The sequence below is a fragment of the Microlunatus sp. YIM B11417 genome (assembly GCF_059617205.1).
Map to the genome: position 1 here is coordinate 54,974 of NZ_JCAMPJ010000001.1, position 13,751 is coordinate 68,724.

At 70.4% G+C, this 13,751-nt stretch carries 17 protein-coding genes; 9 read left to right on the forward strand and 8 right to left on the reverse strand.

Annotated elements, in window-relative coordinates:
- The first annotated feature begins 7 nt into the window (after positions 1–7).
- Positions 8–508, forward strand: a complete 501-nt coding sequence (locus tag AC6CCG_RS00310) for a DoxX family protein (RefSeq protein WP_496652432.1) — start codon at positions 8–10, stop codon at positions 506–508.
- A gap of 11 nt (positions 509–519) precedes the next feature.
- Here the strand turns inward: AC6CCG_RS00310 and AC6CCG_RS00315 are convergent, their stop codons facing one another.
- A complete protein-coding gene (locus AC6CCG_RS00315; RefSeq protein ID WP_496652433.1) occupies positions 520–1,260 on the reverse strand; it encodes a GntR family transcriptional regulator in 741 nt (246 codons plus the stop codon).
- Between the two features lie 164 nt (positions 1,261–1,424).
- Here AC6CCG_RS00315 and AC6CCG_RS00320 point away from each other — a divergent pair, with 164 nt between their 5' ends.
- Both AC6CCG_RS00320 and AC6CCG_RS00325 read left to right on the forward strand, forming a co-directional pair.
- On the forward strand, positions 1,425–1,634 hold the full coding sequence (locus tag AC6CCG_RS00320; protein WP_496652434.1) for a hypothetical protein: 210 nt from the start codon (positions 1,425–1,427) through the stop codon (positions 1,632–1,634).
- Positions 1,628–1,765, forward strand: coding sequence for a hypothetical protein (locus AC6CCG_RS00325; protein WP_496652435.1), 138 nt, complete (start codon positions 1,628–1,630; stop codon positions 1,763–1,765). Before AC6CCG_RS00320 ends, AC6CCG_RS00325 begins: the two co-directional genes overlap by 7 nt.
- Here the strand turns inward: AC6CCG_RS00325 and AC6CCG_RS00330 are convergent, their stop codons facing one another.
- Genes AC6CCG_RS00330 through AC6CCG_RS00340 form a run of 3 tightly spaced genes read right to left on the reverse strand, consistent with a single transcriptional unit; the run spans position 1,766 to position 5,246 of the window.
- Positions 1,766–2,770: an RNA polymerase subunit sigma-70 gene (locus AC6CCG_RS00330; protein WP_496652436.1), complete on the reverse strand. Its 1,005-nt coding sequence runs from the start codon at positions 2,768–2,770 to the stop codon at positions 1,766–1,768.
- 16 nt (positions 2,771–2,786) lie between these two features.
- Positions 2,787–3,428, reverse strand: coding sequence for a DedA family protein (locus tag AC6CCG_RS00335; protein ID WP_496652437.1), 642 nt, complete (start codon positions 3,426–3,428; stop codon positions 2,787–2,789).
- 45 nt (positions 3,429–3,473) lie between these two features.
- Positions 3,474–5,246 carry an ABC transporter ATP-binding protein gene (locus AC6CCG_RS00340; protein WP_496652438.1) on the reverse strand — a complete coding sequence of 591 codons (1,773 nt, stop codon included), beginning with the start codon at positions 5,244–5,246 and terminating at the stop codon, positions 3,474–3,476.
- Positions 5,247–5,347: 101 nt separating this feature from the next.
- Here AC6CCG_RS00340 and AC6CCG_RS00345 point away from each other — a divergent pair, with 101 nt between their 5' ends.
- A complete protein-coding gene (locus AC6CCG_RS00345; RefSeq protein ID WP_496652439.1) occupies positions 5,348–5,926 on the forward strand; it encodes a TetR/AcrR family transcriptional regulator in 579 nt (192 codons plus the stop codon).
- Here AC6CCG_RS00345 and AC6CCG_RS00350 read toward each other — a convergent pair.
- Together AC6CCG_RS00350 and AC6CCG_RS00355 are read right to left on the reverse strand one after the other, a co-directional pair.
- On the reverse strand, positions 5,910–6,710 hold the full coding sequence (locus AC6CCG_RS00350) for a GNAT family N-acetyltransferase (protein WP_496652440.1): 801 nt from the start codon (positions 6,708–6,710) through the stop codon (positions 5,910–5,912). The genes AC6CCG_RS00345 and AC6CCG_RS00350 overlap by 17 nt on opposite strands.
- 31 nt (positions 6,711–6,741) lie before the next feature.
- Positions 6,742–7,641, reverse strand: coding sequence for a siderophore-interacting protein (locus tag AC6CCG_RS00355; RefSeq protein ID WP_496652441.1), 900 nt, complete (start codon positions 7,639–7,641; stop codon positions 6,742–6,744).
- A 202-nt stretch (positions 7,642–7,843) separates the two neighbouring features.
- Here AC6CCG_RS00355 and AC6CCG_RS00360 point away from each other — a divergent pair, with 202 nt between their 5' ends.
- The 5 genes from AC6CCG_RS00360 to AC6CCG_RS00380 are packed head-to-tail and all read left to right on the forward strand — an operon-like array spanning position 7,844 to position 11,779.
- A complete protein-coding gene (locus AC6CCG_RS00360) occupies positions 7,844–8,227 on the forward strand; it encodes an adenylyltransferase/cytidyltransferase family protein (protein ID WP_496652442.1) in 384 nt (127 codons plus the stop codon).
- 19 nt (positions 8,228–8,246) lie between these two features.
- Positions 8,247–9,017 carry a CDP-alcohol phosphatidyltransferase family protein gene (locus AC6CCG_RS00365; protein WP_496652443.1) on the forward strand — a complete coding sequence of 257 codons (771 nt, stop codon included), beginning with the start codon at positions 8,247–8,249 and terminating at the stop codon, positions 9,015–9,017.
- Entirely contained in the window at positions 9,014–9,445 is a 432-nt protein-coding gene (locus AC6CCG_RS00370; RefSeq protein WP_496652444.1) for an FAD synthase family protein, read from the forward strand. Before AC6CCG_RS00365 ends, AC6CCG_RS00370 begins: the two co-directional genes overlap by 4 nt.
- 28 nt (positions 9,446–9,473) lie before the next feature.
- Entirely contained in the window at positions 9,474–10,565 is a 1,092-nt protein-coding gene (locus tag AC6CCG_RS00375; protein WP_496652445.1) for a DUF1972 domain-containing protein, read from the forward strand.
- Positions 10,566–10,579: 14 nt separating this feature from the next.
- Positions 10,580–11,779 (forward strand): mannosyltransferase family protein, encoded by a 1,200-nt coding sequence (locus AC6CCG_RS00380; protein WP_496652446.1) that lies wholly within the window; start codon positions 10,580–10,582, stop codon positions 11,777–11,779.
- On the opposite strand, the gene AC6CCG_RS00385 is transcribed toward AC6CCG_RS00380, so the two are convergent.
- A complete protein-coding gene (locus tag AC6CCG_RS00385; protein ID WP_496652447.1) occupies positions 11,776–12,696 on the reverse strand; it encodes a glycosyltransferase family 2 protein in 921 nt (306 codons plus the stop codon). The two genes, AC6CCG_RS00380 and AC6CCG_RS00385, sit on opposite strands and share 4 nt — an antisense overlap.
- The gene (locus tag AC6CCG_RS00390) at positions 12,693–13,700 is read right to left on the reverse strand and encodes a glycosyltransferase family protein (protein WP_496652448.1); all 1,008 of its coding nucleotides are present in this window, start codon (positions 13,698–13,700) and stop codon (positions 12,693–12,695) included. Before AC6CCG_RS00390 ends, AC6CCG_RS00385 begins: the two co-directional genes overlap by 4 nt.
- Between the last annotated feature and the right edge of the window lie 51 nt (positions 13,701–13,751).

Genomic DNA, 13,751 nt, shown 5'->3' on the forward strand with positions numbered 1-13,751 from the left:
CCATCCGATGTCTACCCAGACCGCACCGCGGCCGTTGCCCCAGCCGAACACCGTCCGCAACCCGATCGATGCCGTGGCCGGCCTGTTGTCACGGCACAGCGTCTCGATCCTGCAGCGCAGCTTCGGCATCGTGTTCCTCGCCTTCGGCGTGCTGAAGTTCTTCCCCGGCGCGAGCCCGGCGGAGGAGCTGTCCCGGATGACGATCGAGAAGCTCTCCTTCGGCATCCTCAGTGGCTACCCGGCCGGCCTGTTCGTGGCCGTGGCCGAGTGCATCGTCGGCCTCACCATGCTGACCGGCCTGTTCTACCGGTTCGGCGTCGTCGTGCTCGGCATGTCGCTGGCCGGCATCGTGTCGCCGCTGATCCTGTTCACCGATCGGCTGTTCCCGGGCGGCCTGCCGACCCTGGAGGGCCAGTACGTGTTCAAGGACCTGATCTTGGTCGGCGGCGCGCTGGTGCTGGCTGCCCAGGCGTTCGGGGCCAAGCTCCGCACCGGCAAGGAATCGTGAACCGAGCAAGATCATCCGCGATCCGGCCCGGCATCCCGGCAGGGGTGACCGGGCCGATCAGCGTGGGAGGCGCCGCCGCGGCGCAGAGTGCTGCCGATGCTGTAGCGATCACTGCGGTAGCGGGACCGGGCGAACTCGACGGGGCTGCCCCGCAGGTTGAAGCCGACCCGCTCGACCTCCAGCGCCGGCGCGTACGGCGGCACGGCGAGCAGCTCGGCCTGCTCGGGATCGAGCACGGTCGCCCGCACTTCCTGATCGGCCCGGTCGATGATGATCTTGTAGTCCCGCTCCAGGGTCTCGTACAGCGAGTCGCTGAGCTCGCGCTCCAGCAGGTCGGGCGCCAGTGCGGCCACCAGCCACACGTCCTCCAGGCACATCGGCTGATCGTCGGCCAAGCGGATCCGGGACAGGTAGTGCAGGTCGGTGCCGGGGCTCACCCCGAGCCGCCAGCTCTGCTCGGCGGTGGCCGCGACCGTCGAGGCGTGCAGCAGCCGGGCCGCCGGCCGCAGATTGCGCGCCCGCATGTCCTCGGAGAACGAGGTCAGCTCGGTGCCCTTGCGGATCTGCGGCTCGGCGACGAACGTCCCGGATCCCTGGATCCGGTAGATCAGGCCCTGTGACTCCAGTTCCCGGAGTGCGTGCCGCACGGTGAGCCGGCTGACTCCGAGCTGCTCGCCCAGGTCGCGCTCGGTCGGCAGCCGGTCGTGCGCCTTCAACCGCTGCTCGATCCGCTGGAGCAGGTAATCCCGCACCGTCGCATGCTTGGTCACAGTCTGCCCATTGTCCATGATGCGCCGTGCGGTGACCGGAAACGTGCGACGAGCCCGGTCCCTGCGCCGCGAAGTTGGGTTTCATCACAGCTGTGATATCTTCGATGTATCATGACTGTGATAAATAACCTGAAGGGGGTTCGACCATGGAATCCGTCCTGACCCTGCTGCTGATCAGGTTCGGCATCATCGCCGGAGTGGTGGTGCTGCTGGCGCTGGTGGTGTTCGCCGGAGCCTTGATGCTGCGTCGGCAGGGCAAGCTCGATCAGGTACGCAAGCGGGCCGCCCCCGAACTGCGGCAGGCCGTCGAGCGCTACCTGGCCAGCCGTGAACGGCACGGTGACCGGCGATGGTGATCCCGCTGCTCGACGCCGCGGAACTCGTCCAGCATCTGCTGACCGATCTCATGATCAAGGCCGTGATCGTGATCGCCGCCGCGGTCGTCCTGATCGCGGGGATGGTCCTGCTGTGGCGGAAGCTCGGCTGATCAGAGCTCGGTGGGCAGGCCGAACTCGGCGAAATGATCTTCGCCGAGGAATGAGGTGATCGCGGTGATCCGGCCGCGGCGCACCTCGAACAGGGAGACCGACCAGGCGCGGTGCGCGGTGTCGCCCGGCAGCCGCAGATAGCCGGCGACGGCCGGCCGGCCGTTCGCCTCGACGAGTCGGCACCGCCAGGTGCCGCAGGCCAGCGGGACCCGGGCCGCGAACTCGGACACTCGCTCGATTCCCTGGTACCACACGGAAACCGGCGGCATCGACCAGGTCACATCGGTGGCCAGCAGGGCCACCAAACCCTCCAGGTCGCCGTGTTCCAAAGCGTCCGCGAAGCCGGTCGCGGCCGCCCGCAGGTGCTCGTCGTCGGGCCGGTCGGCGGACGTGGCCGGGTCGGCCGCCAGCGCCCGGCGGGCCCGGGCCAGCGCCGAGTTCACGGCGGTCGTCGTGGTGTCCATGATCATCGCGATCTCGGCCACGTCGAAGCCGACCACGTCGAACAGCACCAGGGCGGCCCGCTGGTTGCCCGGCAGCCGCTGACAGGCCGCGACGTAGGCCAGTTCCAGCGACTCCCGCCGCTCGTAGGTGTCCGCCGGGGCCGCTTCGCTCGGATAGGGACCGAGCCAGGGGAGATCGGTCCGCCCCGGCGGGTCGAGGTGGACCCGGTCGCTGGCCGGTCCGAGGTCGTACGGAAGCGCGCGCCGGGTCCGGGCCTTGATGGTGTCCAGGCAGACCCGGGTGATCACGGTGTAGAGCCAGGACCGCAGCGCAGCGGGCTCACCACGGAAACCGCCGAGCCCGCGCCAGGCGCGCAGCAGCCCGTCCTGGACCGCGTCGTCGGCGTCGTGGGTCGAACCGAGCATCCGGTAGCCGTGGGCGTGCAACTCCCGGCGCAGCGGCGCGACCAGCCGGTCGAAGGCTGTGTCGTCACCGGCCCGGGCGGCCGCCAGCTCGGCCTCCGCCTGGTCCGGTGCCGGGCCGGCCGCTCGGTGAGTCACCCGCTCTGTCCCCGGCTCAGTTGGCCGAGGTGGCCTTCCGCTCCCGCAGCCGTTCCCGGACCCGGAGCACGACGAAGATCACCACCGCCGCAACCACGAGGACGATGACCAGCTTGGAGAAGATGCCCGCGTACTGATCGACGATATGCCAGTTCTCGCCGAGCAGGTAGCCGGCCGTGACGAAGATCGAATTCCAGATCAGGCTGCCGCTGCCGGACAGCAGCAGGAACAGCGGGATCGGGAACCGTTCGATCCCGGCGGGGATCGAGATCAGGCTGCGGAAGATCGGGATCATCCGGCCGAAGAACACCGTCTTCGCGCCGTGCTTGGAGAACCAGGCCTCGGTCCGGTCGACGTCGGAGACCTTGATCAACGGGAGCTTGACCGCGAGCCAGCGCATCCGCTCCCGGCCGAGAGCGGCACCGACCCCGTACAGGGCCATCGCACCGACCAGCGAACCCAGTGTCGTGAACAGGATGGCCTGCCAGATCGGGAAGGTGCCCCGGCTCGCCGCGAAGCCGGCCAGCGGCAGGATCACCTCGCTGGGAATCGGTGGGAACAGATTCTCCAGGGCGATGGCGATCCCGGCGCCGGGGGCGCCCAGCCTCTCCATCAGCTGGACGGCCCAGTCGGCGATCAGGTCGAAGTCGATTGGCACCCGCCAAGACTAACGAGTTGACCAAGGTCCGAAGTCGTCCTCGGGTCATACTCCGGCCGCGGCCGGCTCCGACTCCGGTTCCGCGCGGTCGGCGATCCGCAGCGCGGCGACGAGTTCCCGGTACAGCTCGTCGGTCGCCAGCAGCTGCCGATGATCACCGACGGCCCGGACCTTGCCCTCGTTGAGGACGACGATCCGATCCGCGTCCAGCACCGTGGAGAGCCGGTGCGCGATGGTCAGCACGGCATGATCGCGGGCGAGCTCGGCGACGCACGCGGTGACCGCCGCCTCGGTCAGAGCGTCGATCTGCGCGGTCGCCTCGTCCAAGATCAACAGGTCCGGGGATCGCAGGATCGCCCGGGCGAGCGCGATCCGCTGCCGCTGACCACCGGAGATCGTCGACCCGTTGAGCTGGCTGTCCAGCCCGTCCGGCAGCCGGTCGACCAGGTCGGTCAGCTGCACCTTGGCCAGCGCGGCCCGGATCTCGGCCTCGGTGGCGTCCGGATGGGTGAAGGCGACGTTCTCCCGGATCGTCCCCGGCAGCACCGGCGTTTCCTGTTCCACATAAGCGATCCGAGACCGTACCTCGGCCGGCGTGAAGTCCTGGTACGGCTGTGCGTCGAGCAGCAGCCGGCCCTGATCCGGCTCGACGAACCTCAGCAACAGCGACACCAGCGTGGTCTTGCCGGCGCCCGACGGGCCGACGATCGCCAGCTGCCCGCGGCGGGGCAGGTCCAGTTCGATCTCCGACACCACCGGCTGGTCCGGCCGATAGCCGAAGCCGACCCGTTCGAAGCGCACCAGCGGTCCCTCGTCGACGGCGGGCAGCGGCCGGACCGCGGTCGTCGCGGCCTCGGGCTCGAGCGCCTCGACCTCGCGGATCCGGCCGGCCGCGGCAATCCCGGACTGCAGCGCGGTGACGTTCTGGCTGAGTTCGGTGATCGGGCCCATCAGGCCGAACGCGTACAGCAGGAAGGCGACCAGGCTGGACACCGCGAGATCACCGGCAGCCACCCGCCAGGCGCCGAAGCCGAGGATCGCGATGATGGCCAGATTGATCCCGGAGAACGAGATCGTCCAGGCGGTCGCCTCGAGCCGGACGGCCCGGATGCTGTGCCCGGCCGACTGCTCTGCGGCGGCGCCGATCGCGGCGTCCTGCCGGTCCTCGGCCCGGCTCGCCTTGACGGTACGGATCGCGCGCATGGTCCCCTCCAGCAGCGCGCCGAGCCGGCCGACCTGCTCCTGCGCCGCTTCCTGGGCCTTGGCCAGCCGTGGCATCAACAGGCCGAACAACGCGGCCACCACCACGACCGCGATCACCGTGGTGCCGAGCAGGACCAGGTCGAGCACGGCCATCAGCAGCAGCGTCCCGACCAGCATGATCGCGCCGTTGACCAGGCCGATCACGCTGGAGGCCGCCGCCTCGCGGAGCAGCACGGTGTCGGAGGTGACCCGGGTGACCAGCTCGCCCGGCGGCCGCGCCGTGACCTGGGGCACCTTGGCCCGGAGCAGCCGCCCGACCACCGAACGGCGGGCGTCCCGGACCACCTGCTCGCCGAGCGTCCCGAGCAGGATCCATTGCCAGAGCGAGACCGCGGCACCGATCACCAGCAGGACCAGCAGCCCGAGCACCGGCGCGGCCAGCGAACCGCCGACGGCCAGGGTGTCCAGCACCCACTTGGTGACCATCGGCGTGGCCAGGCCGGCCGCGGACACGACCAGCCCGAGCACCAGCCCGAGCAGGAGTCGGCGGCGGTGCGGATAGGCGAACGACCAGAGCACCCGGAGGCGGGCGAAGGAAGGCTTGCGGGTCTCCATAGTCAAAAATGGTACACAACTGTTCCATTACGACAAGAAGATTCCCGTATAGGGTGGCTATGTTCCGTGCGTGTACCGTGTCCGGCGAAGAAAGGGGCGATGTGACCGAAACCTCCGCGGCCGAGTCCGGCACCCGTGCCCGCACCCGGCGGGCGATCGTCGACGCCGCCGTCGCCCTGCTGGCCCGCAACCCCGGCGCCTCGATGTCCGACGTCGCCGTCGAGGCCGGCGTCGGTCGCACCACCGTGCACCGCTACTTCGCGGAACGATCGGAGTTGATCACCGCCCTGACCGAGGAGGCGGACCAGCGGATCGAGGAGGCGACCGAGCGGGCCCGGCTCAGCGAAGGCCTGGCCGACGAGGTGCTGGTCCGGCTCTGTCAGGAGTACTTCGAGCTCGGTGACTGGCTGACCCTGATGTTCACCCAGTCGATCCAGCCGGACAGCGAGGAGTTCTGGACCGAGGAGGGCGGCCCGGCCGAGGCCGCGCTGGTGGAGTTGATCATGCGCGGCCACCGCGAGGGGTCGATCGACGACGCGATGCGGCCCGACTGGCTGTCCGGGCTGCTCTGGTCACTGCTGTTCACCGCCTGGGCCCAGGTCAGGGCCGGCACGATGAACCGGCATTCCGCGACCACACACTGCCTGGACACCCTGCGCAAGATCATCCAGCCGCGCTGATCGTCAACTGGTACGGCGTCGTGGTGGAGACCTTGGTGAAGCCGTAGCGTTCCAGGATCGGCCGGGAGTCCTCGGTGGAGTCACTGTTGATCATGGTCCGACCGAGCCCGATCGCCGAGCGGGCGCGGGCGGCGGTCAGGGCACGGTAGATGCCGCGGCCACGCCATTCCGGCAGCGTTGCACCGCCCCAGATCCCGGCGAAGTCGGTGTTCCGGACCGGTTCCAGGCGGCCGCCGCTGACCGCGGTTCCGTCGGCCTCGGCGATCCAGATCTCCAGCTGGTCGTCGATCGCGAGCCGTTCCTGCAGGGCCTGGCGCATCGGTTCGGCGTCGATCCCGAACACGGTCGCCTCGAGTTCGCAGAACGTCCGCAGTCCGGCCTCGTCCTCGACCCGGCGCAGGGCGACGCCGTCGGGCAGCGGCACGTCGACCGCCAGTGCCGCCGCGTCGCCGATCATGATCGACTCCGGCTCTTCCGGCGTGAAGCCGTGCTCCAGCAGGGATTCGTGCAGCCCCGGTGCCTGATCATGGCCACGGGTCTTCCACTCCACCGTGGTGATCGCGGGATCGGCGCGGTAGTGAGCGGCCGCGGCCGCGACCAGCTTCCGTACCTCGTCGGCGTCGGCACCATCAAGATCGCGATAGGTGATGAACCCGCGGCCGCCCGCGTTCTTCACCAACCAGAGCGGGCCGAGCCGGTCCAGCGCCAGTGCACCCTGGGCCTCGGCGCGGGTCCGCAACTGCTCGTCGTAGGCGGCCAGCAGCCGCGCCTTCTCGTCGTTCACCGGGGCAGGCTACCCGCCGGCCCGGGGAGGCTCAGAGGCGCCAGTAGCCCATGAAGGCAACGGATGTCTTGGGCACGCCGAGGTCGTTCACCAGCAGGCGCCGCAGGGTGCGGATCATCGCGGCCTCGCCGGCGATCCAGGCGTAGTTGCCCTGCTCGGCGACGTCCCACGGCTCGATGTCCGGATCCTCGTCCTGCTCGGCGACGGCACTCTCGGTGCCGGTCCGGTCGCCGAACAGCTCGGCCGCGTGATCGGCGAAGCAGTCGATCATGGGCCGGCCGACCGGGGCGTCGTCGCGGACCAGCCACTCGACCCGGACGCCGTCGGGCTTGATCAACTCCAGCCGGTCGTCGTCGTGCGGGACCTCGATGATCGCCTTGCCGCGTACGTCGGACGGGAGTTGCTCCAGGATCGCGGCGATCGCGGGCAGGGCGGTCTCGTCGCCGGCCAGCAGCACCGGGGTCCCGGCCGGCGGCGGTACGAACTCGACGCCGCCAGGCTCACCGTCGTAGCGACGGTTCGGCCCGAGCACGGCGACCGGATCACCCACGGCCACGCGGCTGGCCCAGGCCGACGCCGGGCCATTGATCCCGTGCCGGACCAGATCGATGTCGAGTTCCGCGGGATCGCTCCGGAACGCCCGCACGGTGTAGGTGCGGATCGGGTTCTGCTGCTCCGGCGGTTGCAGCCGCCACTGCTCGTACCAGTCCGCGCCGGTCGGGAAGTCGGCGAAGCCGCGGCCCGGCACCGGCAAGATCAACTTGATCCGCTGGTCGAACCGGCTCGGACCGAAGTTCTCGAACTCGGGGCCGGTGCAGGTGATCCGGATCATCGACGAGGAGAGCTCGACGACGCGGGAGACCCTGCCGACGAAGGAGGTGTAGGGCCGGGTGTCGACCGGCGCTGCCGGTGCGGTTTCGATCACGGTCACGGACTGAATCCCTTTGCACGGACGAGGCGGCTAGCTTAGGCGAGCCTCACCTACCGTACAGCACAATCTCAGGCCGTGCACCGAGTGCTGTGAATCTCTTGGTTCTGCGGCCCTGGCTGGGTTAAGGTTCTCCTCAGGTCTCGGGGGAGGCCTTATGCGTGGGGGAAATGTGCTTTCGGGGGTTTGTATGAGTCTGGGCTATTTGGCCTGCTCGTTCGACCTGCTCAACGTCGGTCATCTCGACCTGATCGCTCAGGCGCGCAGCCTGTGCGATCGGCTGATCGTAGGTGTCTACACCGACGAGGCGATCGAGCGTGCCGACGGTCGGCCACCGGTGGTTCCGCTGGCCGAGCGGACGGCGTTGGTCGGCCATGTGCGCGGCGTCGATGAGGTCGTCGTGCACGACGCGGTGCCCGGATCGGCCACAACGGCGACGTTGTTGCTGATCGACGGGGGCTCGGTCGATCGATCGCAGCCGTTCGGCGTACGGGAGATCGAGCTGACGCCGCGGCGGGCGACGACGAGTCCGGCTCTGCAGGCGGCCCTGCGTTCCGAACGCGATGGTGCCGTGCCGATATCGGCCTGAATGATCATGGAGGGCCCTGATGGGCGTGCGGGGTGCGACGCGGTCGACCTTCCGGTCCTCGCTGGTTGAGCTGCGCTCCGCGCAGAAGTCGGCCAAGGGTGCGCCGCCGTACTCGCTGTTCGTCAACCGACCGGTCGGCCGGGTCTTCGCGGCGTCGGCGTACCGGCTCGGGCTGACGCCGAACCAGGTCACCGGCCTGAGCGCCGTCTTCACGTTCGCGTCGCTGGCCGTGCTCGCCCTGGCTCCGCCGTCGTGGTGGCTCGGGCTGCCCGTGGGGATCGGCCTGATGATCGGGTACGCGCTGGACTCGGCCGACGGCCAGCTGGCGCGGTTGCGCGGCGGCGGCAGCCCGGACGGCGAATGGCTGGACCACATGATCGACGCGGTGAAGGTGGTCGCGGTCCATCTGGTCGTGCTGATCGCCTGGTTCCGGTACGCCGACCGGTTCGTGCCGGCCGTGCCGGAGCCGCTGTTGCTGGTCCCGGTCGGCTTCGCCCTGGTGTCCAGCGTGCACTTCTTCGGAATGATCTTGGTCGATCTGATGGGCCGGCTGGCCCGGGCCCAGCGCGGCGAAGGGGCGCCGCAGCCGCAGGCCGCGTCCATGATCAAGACTCTGCTCAAGCTGCCGACCGACTACGGCCTGCTCTGCCTGCTCTTCCTGTTCTGGGGCGTTCCCTGGGTGTTCGCAGTCGGCTACACCCTGATGGCGGTCGCGACCGCCGGCTATCTCCTTCTGGTGGTGATCAAATGGCGTTCCGACGTGCTGGCGATGAGCCGGGTCGCTCCGTGAGCGGGTCGCGGCGAGCCCTGGTGGGGTACGTCCCCGGGGCCTGGGACATGTTCCACATCGGGCACCTGAACATCCTGCAGCGAGCCCGGGCGCACTGCGACCGGCTGATGGTCGGCGTGGTCACCGACGAGGTGCTCGAGTCGGCCAAGGGCAAGCGGCCGGTGGTGCCGCTGGTGGAACGGCTCGAGGTGGTCGGCGCGCTGGACCTGGTCGACGAGGTGGTCGTCGACCACGCCAGCGACAAGCTGGACGCCTGGCGCCGGTACGGCTTCGACGTGATCTTCAAGGGCGACGACTGGCGTGGCACGCCGAAGGGCGACCGGCTCGAGGAGGCGATGGCGTCGGTCGGCGTGATCGTGCGCTACTTCCCTTACACGGCACACACCTCGAGCACGGTTCTGCGGACCGCCGTGAACGGGCGGGCGTGACGTGACCGGCGCGACCTTGCGGATCGCGATGATCGGAACCCGCGGCGTGCCGGCGCGGTACGGCGGCTTCGAGACCGCGGTCGAGGAGGTCGGCAGCCGGCTGGCCAAGCGCGGTCACGAGATCACGGTGTTCTGCCGCCCGGATCCGGACGGGTCCGGGGACGAACATCTCGGGATGCGGCGGATCGAGCTGCCGATCGTCCGGAAGCGGTCGCTGGAGACGCTGGCCCACACCGCCCTGTCGGTGATCAATCCGGCGTTGCGGGACGTCCAGGTGGCCCTGGTGTTCAACGCGGCCAACGCTCTGTTGCTGCCCGTGATCCGGGCCCGGCGGATCCCGGTCGCCACCCATGTCGACGGCCTGGAATGGCAGCGGGGCAAGTGGGGCGGGCTGGGCCGCCGCTACTACCGGCTGGCCGAGCGGCTCGCCGTGCGCTGGTCGGACGACCTGATCGCCGACGCCCGCGGCATCGCCGACTACTACCGCAGCGAGTTCGACGCGGCGACGACCATGATCGCGTACGGGGCACCGATCAACCTGTCCCCGATGTCCGACCGGCTGGCCCCGCTCGGCCTGCAGCCGGACGGCTACCACCTGGTGGTGGCCCGGTTCGAACCGGAGAACCACGTCCGCGAGATCGTCGCCGGCTATGCGGCCAGCGGCGCCCGGCTGCCGCTCGTCGTGGTCGGCTCGGCGCCGTACGCGGAGGCCTACACGGCCCGGGTCGAGGCGGCCGCCGACGATCGGGTCCGGCTGCTCGGCGCGGTCTGGGACCAAGATCAACTCGACCAGCTGTACCGGCACTGCCGGACCTACCTGCACGGTCACTCCGTCGGCGGTACGAATCCGTCGCTGCTCCGGGCGGCCGGCGCGGGGGCGTACCCGATCGCGTACGACGTGGTCTTCAACCGCGAGGTGATCGGCCACCACGGCGGCTACTTCACCGAGCCGGCCGACGTGACCGCCGAGATCATGGCCGCCGAACGGGAACCGGAACGCGTCCGGGCCGCCGGTGCGGCGTTGCAGGAGGCGATCCGGCGCTATGACTGGGACGACGTGACGGACGGCTACGAACAGCTCTGCCACCGGCTGGCCGCCCGGTCGGCGAACTCCCGCTGACGGCGGTCCCGATCATGACAACGGTCGCGACCGCGGTCCGGCGACGGCTGGGGCGGATCCCGGAATGGGTCGGTTTCCCGGTCTTCGCCTGGCTCGCCGCCCGGGCCCTGATCCAGGGCCTCGGCTGGATCGTGGTCGCCGTCGCCGGGGTGCCGGAGCACGCCCGCCCCGGCCCCTTCGGCACCTTCTTCAACTGGGATTCCGGCTACTTCGCCTGCATCATGGAGGCCGGCTACTTCGGCCCCGCGTGCGCCGACGGGACGACGATCGAGAGGGTCGCGTTCTTTCCCGGCTATCCGCTGCTGGCCCGTGGCGTGGGCTGGCTGGTCGGCCTCGGCACGGTGCCGCTCGGGGATGCGGGGGCGGCGGCCGGCACGTTCGCGCTCTGGCTGGTGCCGGCGCTGTGCTCGCTCGGGGCCGGGATCCTGGTCTACCGGATCGCCGAGCACGGGCACGGGGCGACGGTGGCGCGGCGGGCGGTGATCTTCTTCCTGGCCGGGCCGTACGCGCTGTTCCTCGTCGTGTCGTACTCGGAGGCGCTCTACCTGCTCGGCGCGACCGCGGCCTGGTGGTGCTGCCTCCGCCGGCGCTACCTGCTGACCGCGGCGTTCGGCATGATCGCGACGGCGACCAGGGTCAGCGGCCTGTTCCTGGTCCCCGCACTGATCGCGCTCTACCTGGTCGACGTCCGGCGCCACCCGGGCAGCTTCCGGCCGCACCGGATGATCATGGTCGCAGCGAGCGGGCTCGGGGCTGCGCTCTACCTCGGCTGGCTGTGGTGGCGGACCGGCAGCCTGACCGTCTGGTTCGACGCCCAGCGGGACGGCTGGAACCGGAGCACCCAGTGGCCGTGGCAGACGCTGCGCCAGCAGCTGATCCACGTGATCGCCGAGCCGCTGCCGGACTGGCGGGTGCAGAGCGTGCTGGAGTTGATCTTCGCGATCGGCCTGTGTCTGGCCGTGATCCTGCTGCTGCGCCGGCGGGACTGGCCGGCCGCGCTGCTGGCCGGACTGACCGCGGTGTCGCTGATGACCAGCAACACCTATCTGTCGCTGGCCCGGAACACGCTGACGGTGTTCCCGCTGTTCATCCTGCTGGCCTCGCTCACGGTCCGGCGGCCGAAGCTGTTCCGGTTCCGGCCCATCATGATCATCGGCGTCGCGATCCTGGTCTACAACACGGTCCAGTTCGCCCTCGGCCACTGGGCCGACTAGTCGCGGGCGTACTCCCGGTAACGGGCCCCGAGCGCCCCGGCGATCATGCCGCCACCGCGGCAGGCGGTCCGGATCCCGCGGGCCCGGTGCCGCAGCGAGCGGGTGATCACCCCGCCGAGCGCGCGGGCCAGCCCGCCGACGACCCGAGCCAGGCCACGGAGGACCGCCCGGACCCGGACCACCGAGCGGCCGAGCGGGCCGCGGGCGAGCCGGAGATCGACGGCGACCTGGTTGTTGCCCTGACTCCAGGACCGGGCGGTCACCCAGCGTCGGGTGGTCCGGGTGGCCGGCACGGTGTCCACCGCGACCGACTCGTCGCACCAGACGATCCGGCCGCCGGCGGCGTGCAGCTGCCGGGTGAACAAGGTGTCCTCGCCACCGCCCAGCCCGAGACCGGGATCGAACCGGACGCCGGCGTCGCGGACCTGATCAAGATCGAGCAGCAGGTTGCCGGCGGCCGCCGCGTCGAGCTCGGTGCCGCTCGGCAGCCGCCGCCGGCGGAAGAACTCGCCGGCCGTGACCCAGGGGTCGACGTCATGGTCGAAGATCGACTGGACCCGGCCCATCACCGCCGCCGGCCGGCCGGACGCCCGCCAGGTCCGCAGCAGGGCGTCGAACCAGTCCGGCTCCGGCACCTCGTCGTCGTCGAGGAAGATCAACAACCGGGACGCGGCCGTCTCGGCGAGCACCCGGTTCCGCGCCGCGGCGATTCCCGGCTCGGGCTCGACGACGTAGCGGAGACCCTGGTCCAGAAAGGGTTCCGCGGTGGCCCGGGCCGAACCGGCCGGATCGTTGTCGACGACCAGCACCTCGGCGGAGAGCTCCGGATCGCGGCCGAGTTGCTCCAGCACCGCCGGCAGCGAGGCGGCCAGAGACTCCGGTCGGCGGAAGGTGAGGATCCCGATCGTGATCTTCATCGGGCGCCCCGGCGGATGGCGACGGCCTGCCGATAGCCGGCCAGATGGGCCGCCGCGACCTCCGGCCAGTCCCGGCCGCTCAGCCGTGGCTCGGCCGCGCGCGGAGCTCGTACCCGAGCGAGGGTGGTGATCAGGTCCTCGGGCCGCAACTCGTCGGCGAACAGGTGCACCCAGCCCGGGCCGGCCTCGTCCGCGAGGTCCCGGTTCACCGCGTTGTCCGGGACCAGCACCGGCCGGTTCAGCGACAGTGCCGCGAGGGTGCCGCCGGAGTTGTGCATCAGCCGGTACGGCAGCACGACCAGCTCCGAGCCGGTCACGATCGAGACCAGCTCGGCGTCGTCCAGGAAGCGCGGGACGACCGTGATCCGGTGATCGCGCGCGGCCGCGGCGGTGATCAACTCGGCCAGCTCCGCCGTCGACGGCTTGCCGCCGAGAGCCAGCGTGACGTCGCCGCCCGTACCCGCGAAGGCGTCCAGCAGCCGCTCGACTCCCTTGTAGCGGCGGATCAGCCCGACATAGCCGATGCGCCCCGGCACAAGGGATTCCCGAGGTCGGCCGGCGAACCAGTCCCGGTAGTGGCCGTGCGGAATGATCATGGACGGCGCGCCGACCGGCACCGGCGTGTGCCGGTTCAGCCGGATCCGGAGGGTGGTCAGCCGGTCCATCAGGTCGAGCAGCCGGTGATCGAGCCGGGACAGCCCTTCCGGCCGGTCCAGGTTGTGCACCGTCCGGACCACCGGGGTCCGGGTGAGCGCCAGTCTGATCATGAACAGCAGCGCCAGCAGTTGCCGGGCCAGCTTCTTCAGCGGGCTCGTACCGTGCAGCAGGATCTCCGGCCAGTGCACCTGGAACACGTCGTACCGGCCGAACAGCGCGGTCCGGTACCCGAACGTCAGCACCCGGACCTGGCCGGTCTGCTCCAGTCGTTCGGCGAGCATGATCAGGTACGGATTCGTGGTCGGCCGCGGCGTCGGGAACGACTGCAGCACGGTGAGGCGTGGCACCGGCCCAGTGTGTCAGGGAGATTTGCCGGACCGGGTGAAAAGCTCGCTTCG